The 14,414-nt window shown below is 36.9% G+C and carries 7 protein-coding genes; 3 read left to right on the top strand and 4 right to left on the bottom strand.

Translation table 11 applies throughout. From position 1 onward, the window contains the following. The first annotated feature begins 42 nt into the window (after positions 1-42). Positions 43-999, top strand: coding sequence for a GyrI-like domain-containing protein (locus EO766_RS08775; protein WP_074420124.1), 957 nt, complete (start codon positions 43-45; stop codon positions 997-999). Between the two features lie 117 nt (positions 1,000-1,116). On the opposite strand, the gene EO766_RS08770 is transcribed toward EO766_RS08775, so the two are convergent. The 4 genes from EO766_RS08770 to EO766_RS08755 form a co-directional block, all read right to left on the bottom strand. Continuing rightward, positions 1,117-4,452: a VCBS repeat-containing protein gene (locus EO766_RS08770; RefSeq protein ID WP_074420123.1), complete on the bottom strand. Its 3,336-nt coding sequence runs from the start codon at positions 4,450-4,452 to the stop codon at positions 1,117-1,119. A 55-nt stretch (positions 4,453-4,507) separates the two neighbouring features. After that, a complete protein-coding gene (locus EO766_RS08765) occupies positions 4,508-7,837 on the bottom strand; it encodes an FG-GAP-like repeat-containing protein (protein ID WP_287100891.1) in 3,330 nt (1,109 codons plus the stop codon). A gap of 273 nt (positions 7,838-8,110) precedes the next feature. Continuing rightward, positions 8,111-9,727: a RagB/SusD family nutrient uptake outer membrane protein gene (locus tag EO766_RS08760; RefSeq protein ID WP_287100889.1), complete on the bottom strand. Its 1,617-nt coding sequence runs from the start codon at positions 9,725-9,727 to the stop codon at positions 8,111-8,113. A 45-nt stretch (positions 9,728-9,772) separates the two neighbouring features. Beyond that, the gene (locus EO766_RS08755; protein ID WP_287100887.1) at positions 9,773-12,760 is read right to left on the bottom strand and encodes a SusC/RagA family TonB-linked outer membrane protein; all 2,988 of its coding nucleotides are present in this window, start codon (positions 12,758-12,760) and stop codon (positions 9,773-9,775) included. A gap of 255 nt (positions 12,761-13,015) precedes the next feature. Between EO766_RS08755 and EO766_RS08750 the strand changes: the two genes are divergently transcribed. Next, positions 13,016-13,999 (top strand): LacI family DNA-binding transcriptional regulator, encoded by a 984-nt coding sequence (locus tag EO766_RS08750; protein WP_287100886.1) that lies wholly within the window; start codon positions 13,016-13,018, stop codon positions 13,997-13,999. 228 nt (positions 14,000-14,227) lie between these two features. Beyond that, the coding region (locus EO766_RS08745; RefSeq protein WP_287100885.1) for an aldo/keto reductase at positions 14,228-14,414 on the top strand (187 nt) is incomplete at its 3' end.

Raw genomic sequence — 14,414 nt, 5'->3', positions numbered from 1 at the left:
TTTTGCAAGCGTTATAATTAAACCGTTTAAATAAGTTGTTGCATGAAAAAATGGATTCTGATTATTGTTACACTTTTAATCATTTTTTCGGTTACGGTATATATTTTGATTCCACGGCAAGCCACCATGTGTGTTACCTTAAAAATAAACGCCAATGAAAATGGCGTTACCCGTTTATTACAAGATACGAGCCATTGGCGAAAATGGTGGAACTACGGCAACACTAATAACGGCCATGCAGATACTAATTGGGAAGATGGGTTTGTAATAGATAATATTCATCTTTCAGTAACCGAGAAATTATATAAAGGTTTAAAACTTTTATTAACATCTGGCGAAAAGGTGTACAATTCGCAAATTAGTATTATCCCTTCCGGTATAGATTCCAGTTATATTCTTTGGCAGGTAAAAATACCCACAGGCAATAATCCGTTTTTAAAAATCATTCGTTATCGCACCGCACTGCAATTAAAACCCGCTATGCAACAAATGCTGGCACGCTTTACTGCCTTTGCAGAAAACAAGGAAAATGTATATGGCATTCAATTACACCAACAGGGTTACGATGATACCTATCTAATTGCAACAAAAATAATTTTAGAAAAACAACCTACACCCAAGGACATTTATGGAATTATTAATCGGTTAACAGATTTTGCAAAGAGCAAATCGGTATTAGTACCTAACGGACACCCTATTTACAATATTACCCATTGGAATAAAGACAGTATACAATTAATGGCAGCCATTCCTATTAGCCAACCCATTGAAAGTGAGGGGAAGTTTGAATACAAACAAATGGTAAAAGGAAACTTTATTGTAACGGAGGTAAATGGTGGGCCTTGGAATATTCAGCATACCTATCAAACATTAATGCAGTATTTTACAGATTATCATCGCACGGCCATGGCTATTCCTTTTTTCCGACTCATGAATGAGGCACCTACAAAGACCGATACCCTACAATGGGTTACACAAATTTATCAGCCGGTATTTTAGATAAAAGCAACAAATGAGCTGAAGTATTTTGTTGCCACGAATGCACGAATGTTTTGTTACCCCTGATTCGTGCACATTAGTGTTATTCGTGGCTAACATTAAATCTTTGTGACCCACCTATTTTTCAAACCCAATCACCATTGTACTATCATTATTGCGTGCCAGAATAAAGCAATTTCTACCACCAATCGTAATGGGTAATATATGTCGTATTTGACCTTTAATGATGAGCCCATTCATAGTGCTTGCAGTAAATTGTTGGTGTCCATTGTTGGTTAAAATAGTTCCAAAATCGGCATCATACCTGCCCATCTGAATATTATTATCATAAAAATTGCCACCCAGAAAAATATTGGGTAACCCATTAGTGCCGGTATCTAACACAACTCCGGTTTTATAAGGTGATAATTGTGCCTGCCAGGGTAAAGCCTGTACCGTAAAGTGCATATTGCCATTGTTAAGTAAAACCGCATTGGAAAAATAATTAGCTTCTAACACCGTAGCGCTGCTCAATTTTTCTTGTGTGAATAATTCGGGCAAAGTAGCTTTTGCAAAATTTTCTGCATATAAAAATCGTTTCTTTAAAATGGGTATTTGTTTTTGTAATTCATCTTTATTCGCAAACGGAATTTCTTTCCCTTCTAAATAATAGGTAAGTACCTGTTCTTTCTGCCCATTATCATCAAAGTCGTTCACATACAAGCGAACGGGTTCTTTTTCAGTGGCTTTTAAGCGGCTATTCAGGCCTAAGTTTCCTGCAATTAAATCTATTTGCCCATCATTATTAATATCAACCGGTAAAACAAAATTCCACCAACCTTTTTTATTAGTAAGCGTAGTTTTTACAAACTGCCCGTTTTGGTTCATAAAAGCATAAATACCATTCCATTCGGTTGTTACAATTAAATCTTTCTTTCCGTCTTTATTCAAATCAAACCAAATACCTTGGGTTACCAAACCAATATTGCTTAATCCTTTTGCATATTTTTCGGTTACATCAGTAAAATGGCCTTTCCCATCATTCAATAATAAATAGGAAATTGGCGTTTGTCCATAATTCCAAGGCACTGCCCTACCGCCAATAAATACATCCACAAAGCCATCACCGTTAAAATCAAAAGGTGAAACTGACGATGCCGTCATATAAATATTTTTAAAAGCATCGGGCAGCCTGGCTAAATTACCTTTGCCATCATTTAAATATACACGGGGCTGCATACGTTCATCTGTGCCATAGTATTCATTGCCGCCGGATGCAATTACCAAATCAACATTACCGTCATTGTTCACATCTACCCAGGTGGCATCCACATCTTCATAAGTACTGTCGGCATTTAATGCCGGTTCATTTAACCGTTGGAATGTACCATTGGTTTTTTGTAAAAAAACAACCGGCTTATATGTTTTGGATGCACCAATAAACACATCCTGCAAACCATCATGGTTAATATCGGCTACTGCTAATGCAGGGCCTTCTGTTGATACCATGTGCGGAATTAAGGGTTCCCGATCAAATTCAACAAAATGATTTTCTTTGTGCAGATAATTCAAATGTATTTTTTCGGTAATATCTTCCATTGGCCGCGAAGTGTTTGGATGAAATGCAGTAATGTTTGCATAGTTAAACTTTGGTAATCCTTTTTTATATTGCAGGGTAATGGTTGTATTTTTTTCAGCAAAGCCTAACCGTTGGTACGTATTATCGGGCCATATCAAAAAGGCCGAATCTATTTTGGTACTGTCTAATCCAATATGTAAAGGTATTTCCATGCTCGACTGGAAGCCGCGGGTAGGATATTTTTCATATGTACGTATGCCGCCATTTGCATAAACAATAACTTTACTACCCAGTGCATGTATATTTTTTCCCGGACCTTTTAAATTCAATTCCAGGTACGATTTTTTTATTGCGCCATTGTTGGTGGTATTTTCATATACCATCACGGGTTCATCAATATTGTTTACTACCACATCTAAATCGCCATCATTGTCTAAATCGGCATACACAGCACCGTTGGAATAAGTAGGCTGGTTGTTTTGAATGTTATTTTGTTCATCAACAAACACCATTTGCCCGCTGTTGCGATAAAATTTATTGGGAATTTTTATTTCGGGAAATTTATTTACCAAAGCCATATCCTGATCGGCAATGGTATTGCTGTTAATCTTTTTTTGTATTTCTTCGTTCGAAACAAAGTTTACATAATCCATATCATTCATTCTTTTGGGAATGCCATTAGATATAAATAAATCTTTTTTACCGTCATTATCAAAATCCATCCACAAAGGAGCCCAGCTCCAGTCGGTAGCATATACGCCCGAATACAAACCAATTTCACTAAACATTCCATTACGCCGATTGAGTTGCAGGTTGTTTCTGGTGTATTGGTAATTGTATCCAACTTCTATTTTATGATAAAAAATATCGTATTCATCTTCACCCAACGAACGTTTTAAGATGTAGGGATCAAAAGGTAACATATCCATTGAAATGATTTCTGGATATCCATCATTGTTTACATCAGCCACATCAACACCCATTGAAAACTGGCTGGTGTGCATGAGGCGTTGATTATTTTCTTCTTTAAAAGCCCCATTTTTTTGATTGATGTATAAATAATCATTTTCATGGAAATCGTTGCCCACATACAAATCGGGATATCCATCTAAATTAATATCGGCTACAACAACGCCTAATCCATAACTAATTGCAGAACTGTTTATACCTGTTTGGCGAGTTACATCAGTAAACGTATGATTTCCATTGTTGCGGTAAATCCTATCACCGGAAAGTGAATCGTAAGTGCCTAAGAAATTTTTGCGGGGAGCAAATAATCCGTTTTGATGCACAGAGTGGTTGAGCAGAAACATATCTAAATCGCCATCCATGTCATAATCGAAAAAAACGGCCTGGGTACTGAAACCAGAAAAATCCAGTCCATAAGCTTTGGCTTCATCTTTATAATGTGGAATTCCGGCAGAATCAATGCCGGTACAAATGAGCAGTTGATTGTGCCCGTTTAACACTTCATAATGGCCTACACGGCAAATATAAATATCCAGCAATCCATCATTGTTAATATCAACCACCGATACGCCGGTTGACCATTCTCCATCTTCCGGTATACCGGCTTGTTGGGTTACATCTTCAAATTTTAATCCGCCTTTGTTTAAATACAATTTATTATCGCCCTGATTGGCAGTAAAAAACAAATCAATTTTTCCATCATTATTAAAATCGCCTGCACCAACGCCAGCACCGTTATAAAAATACATGTACTTAAACATATTGAAATTAGGTGATGGCTTTAAATGGTTCTGAAAATGCAAGCCGGTTTGTGTATCGGTTAATACCCGAAACATGGGTGGTGTAGAAGGTTGCTTTTCTACATTGAAATGACAGGCAATGATGATAACCGCTAGAAAAAAAAGAAATGAAATATTTTTAAACATGCATTACAATTTAAAATTATGAAATAGCCGTAGATAAATGAAAATTTCATACTGCTTATTTCTTAGGTTTTGCGGCTTTTAAATTATTGTTTAATTGAAACAGCACCGGATAGGCATCATTTTGAAGAAACAGAAAATAGGGTTGGTTTTTGGTTGGAATTTCAACAATATCACGTATCATGCCTTCCAGTTCAACACCTGATTGTTGTGTGCTCAATATTTTAAATACGGCATTTCCTCTATTCATCAGCACGGTTCCATAACTGGCATCTAATCGTTCAAATTGAGGTAAAAAACCAAATTCATTCCCTCCCAGCAAAAGGTCTGTTTTACCATCGCCATTAAAATCGGTACAAAGAATGGCATTTACAGAAGAGAATTGCACCACCGGTGGTAGCTTTTGAAGTTCAAAAATACCATTGCCTTTATTGATGGCTATTACAGATGGCGTATAATTGAATTGCTTTACAATACAGGAATTAATGATCGATGCCGGAAACAATTCCTGCACTGATTTTGAGGCATATTCATGGTGCCTTAAATTGTTTTTCTTTAATGAAGGAATTTCATCTTCCATATCACGCTTTAAGAACACAGGCAAGTCCTTACCGTTGATGGTGCTGGTGAGCACTTTATCCTGCACACCATTCTGGTTAAAATCATTGACCCATAATTTTACAGGATTGGTAGAGTCGGGATGCAAATAAAAATTCTCGCCAATATTTCCAATAATTAAATCATTCAATCCATCGCCATTTACATCAGCCACAGCCATGCTTTCCCACCAACCATACTTATTATTCAAGTTGGTTTTTACTTCTGTAAACTTATCCCCCTCCACTGAAAAAATATGTGGTGTCATCCATTCACCAACAATAATTAATTGTTGTTTGCCGGTTCCTAATACATCGGCCCATTGTGCGCCCGTAACCATACCAATATGTGCAATAGTTGGATTTTTTGTGGTGGCAATATCTGTAAAATGACCTTTGCCATCATTTACAAACAAATAGCTTTGAGGGTCAACTCCATAATTACGAGGCTCATTTCTTCCTCCAATAAAAATATCGGGAAAACCATCGCCATTAAAATCATGTACGGCAACTGCAGATACGTTCATGCCTGTATTGGGAAACGCATCTGTTTTAATGGTAAAGTTTCCTTTTCCATCATTGGTAAACAAACGTAACTGCATTTGGCGGGTATTGGATGGATGTGTATTTCCGGTAGGGCAAACCAGCAGGTCCATATCACCATCATGGTCGTAATCTAAAAACGCAACGGCGCCGTCTTCAAAATCGCTGAACGGTGTAAATGCAGGTTCAGGCTTTTGTACAAAACTACGATTGGGTTGTTGTAAATAAATTTGACCGGGATGACCAACGGTACCCCCTATGTACACATCGGCCAAACCATCCCCATCTACATCGGCCACTGCAGCTTTAGGCCCTTCGCGGGAAAGCATTTTAGGAATATTTCTTTCATAGTTAAAATCAATATTATCATCTTCAACATGCTTTTCAAAAACACTTTTTACTGAATCGAGCAAAGGGGTTACCGCTATATTTTCTTTTTTGAAGAAAGTAGTAATGGTGGAAGGTTGTTGATAGTGGTAAACCGTATCAATTGCAGGATGGGGATAGGTAGTAATGCCAAGGTTTGGCCAGATGATGCGGATAGAATCAATATGCGTTAACTGCCCCAACCCAATAATTTGTTTATAATCCATGGAAGATTGAAAGCCGCGGCTGGGAAATACATCGCGACTCATAATTTGGCCGTTGGCATACACTTCAATTTTACTGCCAATGGCAAATGTGTTTTGAGCTGTGCCTTTCAATAAAAATCCAACATAATGGTTTTTATTTATTTCGCGGCTATTGTTTTTGTACACAAAGGCCTCCATGTTTTCATTGTTGACTACCAAATCCAAATCGCCGTCATTATCCAAATCGCCATAGGCGGCACCGTTAGAAAAAGAGGATTGTACTAAGCCCCATTGATTGGCTTTATCCAAAAATCGCAAATCGTGCTGGTTTTGAAAGGCTTTGTTGGGCAAAGGGGTTTGTGGTATTTTAAGTAACACCTGATCCACATTATCTTTTTTGCCGGTTAAAACCATTTTTTGAATCACGTCGTTGGCAAAGAAGTCAATAAAATCAAGATCGGTAACATCCCTGTTTACACCGTTGCATACATAAATATCGTTATAGCCATCATTGTCCATATCAAACATCAGGGCACCCCAGCTCCAGTCGGAGGCCGGAACCCCTGCATAATTGGCTATTTCAGAAAATTTTCCATTTTTATCGTTCAGTTGTAAACAGTTTTTTACATACTGGTAATAAAAGCCGGCACGCAGTTTACTTCTAAACAAATCAATATTATCGAAGGCACCGGTTGTTTTTAGCCGGTAATCATCATCGGGCAGCATATCAGTATTAAAAATATCAATACACCCATCGTTGTTAATATCTGCAAAATCGCTGCCCATTGAGGAAAAACTGGTATGGCGAATTCGGTCTTCAAACTCGTCTTTAAAAGTACCATTGCGTTGATTAATGTAGAGGTAATCACGCTCATAAGAATCGTTAGATACATAAATGTCGGGATAGCCATCACCATTTACATCACCTATCGAAATGCCCAATCCAAAACTAATTAAGCTGCTATGTAAACCTGCCTGTTGGGTAACATCTACAAAATGGCCATTATCGTTGCGCAATAAATGGTTACCGCCGCCCTTTAAAAAATCAGCTACTTTCCAGGCGCTATCAGGCAAATCGCGATTATTATTAAAAGCCAGTTGGTTAACGGGTATGGGGCTGTTATCAATAATAAAACAATCTAAATCGCCATCCATGTCATAATCAAAAAACGAAACCTGGGTAGTATAGCCTTTATGGTCTAACCCATATTGGTGTGCAGCTTCCGTAAATGTATTGTTATGGTTATTGATGTACAATTTATTGCGGCGATTTCCATTCGACATGTGGCCGGAGTTACAAACATAAATATCTAACCATCCATCGTTATTAATATCAACAAATACTACACCGGTACTCCACATACTATCCTGTTTGAAGCCTGCAGTAGCCGTAATATCTTTAAACTTAAAGTTGCCTTCATTCAAATACAATTTATTTTCACCCATGTTAGAAGTGAAAAAAACATCGGGCAAGCCATCATTATTAATATCACCAATAGCAACGCCACCCCCGTTATAAAAATTTCTAAAGAGAAAACTATTTTCCAAACGGCCATCGGTTACATCATTTCTAAAATGAATGCCGGTATTGGGCATTAGTGTAAAAAGAGTTGGTGTATTTTTTTGATGACAGGAGGCTAAAACAATCACAGATAAACATGTCAGCAAATATTTCATAAAGTGTTTTCTTGTCGTTTATAATTCAATTGAGTTGATGCGAAAGCACAGGGCTAAGCATAAAGCAATAACGTGCTTACAATTGCCGTAAATGTAAGTACTAAAATGGAATGCTGTAAAGGGTATGAAAGGATAATCTACCACACTACAATATATAACAGAATTTTAAAGGAATACTAAAGGAATCATCTATTTATTGTATCATAAACTTATTAAAAAGCAAAAGACCGGTAATACCGGTCTTTTGCTAGATTGTTGTATAAAAATGCTGGTTTAATAACCGGGGTTTTGTTTTAAATTAGGGTTAGATGCCAATGCTTGTGTAGGAACAGGATATACTAAGTTTTTAGGATCATCATTGGGTTTATACTGCCATATTTTCAGGAATACACCAAACCGAATTAAATCGGTTCTTCTGTAACTTTCCCAATACAATTCACGGCCTCTTTCAGCCAGTAAAGTAGTAGGATCATCCACATTTGCAGGATTTACCAAACTCATTGAAGTTAAAGCCGGTGCGTTTCTGGCAGCACGTAATTGATTTACCAACAATAATGCCTGTGCATTATTGCCTTTGCGCATTTGTGCTTCAGCCACCATTAACACAACATCGGGGTAACGCATCAATATCAACCAGTTACCTGAGTTAGAAGAGTAATATTTACCGCCTGCATCAGTAAAATCAGGCACATATTTTATTACACGAATGCCGGCTACTTCCAGATTACTTCCTGTTTCAATCATGTTCGATGCGATAGTTGGCGTAAATGCTAACGGTTGATTCTTTCTGTCTTTTTCAGGATTACCTGCTGCATCATATTGCTGACCTACCAACATACCTGGTCTGATTCCTGAATAAGGTGTAATATTAGAATTGTATCTTAATCCAATACGAGAATCCAAAGAAGAATCAGCCATAGAATAAGTTGTTGGAACAGGTCCTAAAGCATTCACACCAAAAGTATTATAAAAATCACTCATGGTAGAAAATCCATTCCAGCCTGCATTGGGTGCCTGAGCAGAATAAGAATTATAGTGCAAAGTCATCATCCAACGTGCCTGAATACCTGAACTGTTCACTACATTACCGGAAGAATTAGGATACGCAAAGATAATTTCAGGAGAATTACCATTATTTGCTTTAAAATTATCAAAATAATCAGCAGCATAACTATAAATATTATTGCTCATTATTTGGTTTCCATAATAAATTACAGAATCCATATCAGTTGCAGCAAATGTTGGCGCTGCCCTGTTTGCAATTGCTCCTCTTTGTAAGTAGCAGTGCATTAACAATGTTCTTGCAGCATCTTGCGTAGCAATTTTTTTATTATTAGTAGTAGGCGCTAGATCTGGTAATACAGTTTTCAATTCACTAATAATAAAATTTAAACCTGCGGTTCCACTCAACACTACAGGAGGATTTAATAAATTATCTCCAGGATTTCTAAAAGGATACTGACCATATAAATCCAATAAATAATATAAAGAATATGCTCTCAAGAAACGAGCCTCTGCAGCTTGTTGTTTTGTAGTAGTGAACGTAAGCACATTAGTCGCGTCGAAATTGAGTTTATTCAAACTATTGAAAACATTTAAAACCTGTTGATGGTCTGCATTCCATGTGTGATTGTGAATAACCCTCCAAACACCATTATCATCCCAGTCGCCTCCGCGAGTAGGAACTAATGATTCATCTGAAGCATTTTCTTCTAAGGAAAAAACCTGATCTTGACCGTTAAAAGGAGTTATTAAATCAACATATGCAGCATTTAAAAGTAGTTGAGCATTTAAAGAATTAGCAGCCTGTGACTGAGATAAACTGCTGTTTAATGTTTCATTCAATTTAGTACATCCTACCATCATGATGACGAGTGGGAGAACTATCACTGATATTTTTTTATAAGATAGCATAGTTATAATTTTAAAATTTACTTATAAAGAGAAATTTAAACCTAAAGTAATAACACGTGGGGTTGGATAAGGTATATACTCAATAGACCTTGAAGGATAACCATTGTAACTTTTATCAATATTTACTTCAGGATCAAATCCAGTGAACTTGGTAATAACAAATAGATTGGTTCCACTTACAAATGCACTCACATTTTTAATGTATTTCCCTACATTACCAATTTGATAATTTACAGTTGCATTTCTAAGTTTGAAATAATTACCACTTTCTAAGAAGCGAGTCGAAGCGCCTACTCCACTTGAAGTCATTTCAGCAGAATTATAAGCAGTTTTATCAATGTTTCTACCCTGAGCAATACCTGCAATATTCGTTACACTTGTGGCAGTATTATTATAGATTAAATAACCGCCGGCACCACCGGTATTTATGGTTAAAGTAAATTTTTTATACCTTAAATCAGTATTGATACCATAGATGGTGTGTGGATTGGGATCACCTGCGATGATTGGATTTGTTCCTATAATTTGATTGCCATTAGCATCAAATCCACCAAAGGGTTTTAAGTAAAACGCATCAATAGGCTGATTATTGGTGATAATTTGTCCAAAAGTTCCCGAAACGCCCTGACCATTAATTTGACCTGTCAAAATTTGAATTGGCAATTTTGTGTTGGGGTCTAAAAAGTCTTTAACTACGTTTTTATTATATGCAATATTAAAGTTTATATTCCAGCCAAAATCTTTCTTATCTAATACAACAGCACCTAAACTAAATTCAACACCGGTATTCATGTTATGACCTGGTAAGTTAATGTAATAAATAGCCGCAGGTCCAGGTTGAATTACATTATTTTGAAACAATATATTAGTGGTATTTTTGTTATAATAGTCAAAAGAACCAAATAAGCGCCCATTAAATAAGGAATAGTCTAAACCAAAGTCATATTGACTGGTTTGTTCCCATTTTAAATTCGAATTAGCAACATTTACTAAACCTCCTGCATTATAACTTCGGAAATTAAATTGTTCACCGGATGCACCTGCAGGAAACTCCTGATTACCGGTAATACCCCAAGAAGCCCTTAATGCTAAATTAGAAATCAACTTACTGTTTTGCAGAAATTTTTCATTACTAACTAACCATCTGGCTCCAAATGATGGGAAATAGCCATACTTGTTATTAGAACCGAATTTGCTGGAACCGTCAGCACGAAAAGTTCCGTTCAAGAAATATTTATCATCATAATTTAAACTGGCTCTAACAAAATAAGATTGTAAGTCAGTAGTGGGGTCTACATATACAGACGGAACATTTTGTGTATTTCCATTCTGCAAAATTGATGTATAAGGAATGTTTATGAAATTATTGATGTCTAAATTTGTATTAAAACCTGTTGCGCTAATAGAATTGTTGGAATAGTTAGTTGTCCAATATTCATATCCTGCAACGGCATTCAGTTTCAATTTTTTTGTTATATTAGCATCATAGCTCAGAGTGTGTGTAAATGTTTGCGAGGTCAACTGAGCATTTGAAATTGCTCCAAAACCTATGCCTGAAAGTCCTGAGTAACCGGCTAAAAATCCATAAAAATTATTCAACCTGCTACCGGTAGAATTATTGATAGCATACATGAACTTATACTGTAAATTTTTTACAATTTTATAATTTGCTGAGATATTTCCTAAAACTGTATTAATGTTTGAAACATCACTGTATGCTTTCAAAAGTCCTAAAGGATTACCACCTCCATTAGCATTTGAACCACCTAAGCCAGTATTATTATACAAACCTGGTGTATTGGGGCTTGTAAATGGAACTGTCGGATTCCATTGCAAAGCAGAGCTAATGATATTACCTTGTGATCCAGCAGTATTTGAAATTAAAGGAATTTCGTTTGTAACGTGTCCGGTTATTAAATTAAAATCAATAGTTAAACGTTTATCTAAAAATTTATATTGTCCTGAAAATGTTGCCAAATAGCGTTGCAAATTTGAATTTTTGAGGAACCCGTTTACATTTGAAGCCAGGAAAGAAGCTCTGAACCTTCCTAAATCATTGCCACCACTTAAAGCTACATTATAGTTTGAAGTTAATGTATTTTGAGTAATTTCTTTAAGCGCATCTACATTAGCACCTCCATCAAGTGAACTTGGTAAGTTGTATTTTGTTAAAGCTTGCCTAAATTGACTTGCACTTAGAACACCATATTTTTTCATGTAGCCCGCATTCGTTCCAAAAGAAACACCTGCTTCTACTTTCATGGGACCTGCAGAAGCTTTTTTTGTTGTAATAATAATTACACCATTAGCACCACGAGAACCATAAATGGCCGTAGCAGAAGCATCTTTTAATACGTCAATTTGAGCTATATCATTCTGGTTTATAAAAAGCAAAGGGTTATCATCAGGAGTTGTTCCAAAGCCTCCGGCACTTAAATTTACAGAAGGTCTAGCTGAGCGTCCATCTAAAGGTACTCCATCTATCACATATAAGGGATTTCCTCCTGCACGAATTGAATTATTACCTCTTATTTTTATTGTAGTTGCTGTACCAGGTTGACCACCATTTTGCGTCACCTCCAAACCGGCAACCTTGTTTTGTAATAATTGATCAGGGGAATTTATTAATCCTTGGTTAAAGTCTTTAGCTTTTACTGAGGCTAAAGCTCCGGTAAGGTCATTTTTACGAGCAGTACCATAACCAATTACTACCACATCGCCCAACTGATCGGCAGAAGGCGCTAATGAAACATTAATGGTTGAACCGGTAATAGCAATTTCCTGGGTAACAAAGTTCAATGAACTAATTACCAATGTTTTTGAATCGGCAGGGGCATTTAATTTAAAGGTACCATCCGGTCCGGTTTGGGTTCCGTACTGGGTGCCTTTTACCACAACAGTAGCACCGGCAACAGGTGAACCATCTTTCGAATCGGTTACCTTACCGGTAATTACTTTGGTTTGGGCAAAAGCTGCGGTGGAGAACAAAGCCAAGAATAGGTATAACATACCTTTGGCAAGCGTTTTTAAGTTCATAAAGCAAGCGTTTAGTTAGATTATTGTGTTAAATTTACACCTTTTATGTCTTTAAGAAAACTTTTTGTTAATTTCCTTGCAGAACAATGTGTAAATGTGACATCTAAATTATCTGAAATGATGCATACGTTAACAATAAATTTATACTTAAACCGTTTGCAAACGTTTGCGAAAATGTTTGCAGGGGAAAACTTCCTGATTTTTTAACCTGTATATAAGCGGCAAAAAATGACAAATACCACCCTGAAAAAAATTTCCGAAGTATTGGGCGTTAGTATTTCTACTGTTTCAAGAGCCTTAAAAAATCATCCAGATATTTCTGAAAAAACCAAAGCCAAAGTGGTTGAACTGGCGCAAACATTAGATTATGAACCCAATGCCAATGCCATTCACCTCCGTACCAATAACAGTAACTTATTTGGCTTATTAGTACCTACCATCTCTAATTATTTTTACGATTCTTTTATTGCTGCCATTGAGGAAGACAGCCGCCAGCAGGGCTATTCACTCATTATTCTGCAATCGGGCGATGACCCTTCCGTTGAAGCCACCAATCTTAAAATCTGCCGTCAGAACCGGGTTTCCGGTGTGTTTGCCTGTATTACCCCCTATACAAAAGATATGCAACCCTTTCAAAAAATGTACGATATGGGTATTCCGGTGGTTTTTTTCGACAAAGTACCCGATTATGCCAACTGTAACAGGGTTTGTGTAGCCGATACTGCCGCTGCTGCACTGGCAGCCAATGCACTAAACAATGCTGCCGCAAAAAAAGTATTGGCTATTTTTGGCAACCCGGCCATGTCTATCACCAAAAAACGACTGAATGCTTTTAACGGTGCACTGCAACCACAAACGGACGTAACTGTTGTGCATGCCCTTGACAGAAACGAAGCCACCAAACTTACTGCACAACATTTAACTAAACAGCACCGACCCGATGCGGTTTTCTGTATGAGCGATGAAATTTTAACGGGCACTATGAACGCCCTTCAAAACAGCGCATTAAAAATTCCGCAACAAATAAAAGTGATTGCTATTAGCAATGGGTTCTTCCCTTATCTCTATCATCCAACCATTACTTATGTAGAAACCAGCGGTTACCGCTTAGGGAAACTGGCTTTTTCTAAAATGATGACCTGCCTGTCGGGCGATACCAATACCGCCGAGCTTAGTTTACCTTGCACGTTAATATCAGGTGGTTCGTTGTAACAGCGATGAGATTAGTGTATCGATTGTTCTTATTTCATAATTTACAGTAAGGAAGCAATACAACAATAACATTGCTGTGGCCATTACCCTGCTAAACATTACCCTCAGTTTTTCCTCCGTGTAAATTAAACACAGATCATTACAAAGTCCACTCATCTATATTTGCAAAACGAAGTGCAGTACATGAATAGAAGCAACCATTATTATTGAAACATTAAATCATTATTTATGGAATATGTACGATTTGGCAACACCGGTATGAAGGTTTCAAAACTTTGTTTAGGCACTATGACGTATGGCCATCCAAACGAACGCTGGCCTTGGGCTTTAAATGAAGCCGACAGTAAGCCTTTTATAAAAAAAGCATTGGATTTAGGCATTAACTTTTTTGATACGGCTGATATTTATTCCTATG

Origin of the sequence: Hydrotalea sp. AMD (assembly GCF_004100315.1) — a bacterium.
In the GTDB taxonomy this organism is placed as follows: domain Bacteria; phylum Bacteroidota; class Bacteroidia; order Chitinophagales; family Chitinophagaceae; genus Hydrotalea; species Hydrotalea flava.
Note: the sequence above shows the minus strand (reverse complement) of the source record. Positions and strands in the feature narration are given on the sequence as shown.

Coding starts and splice junctions, on each gene's coding strand:
- EO766_RS08750 (WP_287100886.1), top strand. CDS start 13,016: ATGACAAATACCACCCTGAAAAAAATTTCCGAAGTATTGGGCGTTAGT.
- EO766_RS08755 (WP_287100887.1), bottom strand. CDS start 12,760: ATGTTATACCTATTCTTGGCTTTGTTCTCCACCGCAGCTTTTGCCCAA.
- EO766_RS08770 (WP_074420123.1), bottom strand. CDS start 4,452: ATGTTTAAAAATATTTCATTTCTTTTTTTTCTAGCGGTTATCATCATT.
- EO766_RS08765 (WP_287100891.1), bottom strand. CDS start 7,837: ATGAAATATTTGCTGACATGTTTATCTGTGATTGTTTTAGCCTCCTGT.
- EO766_RS08775 (WP_074420124.1), top strand. CDS start 43: ATGAAAAAATGGATTCTGATTATTGTTACACTTTTAATCATTTTTTCG.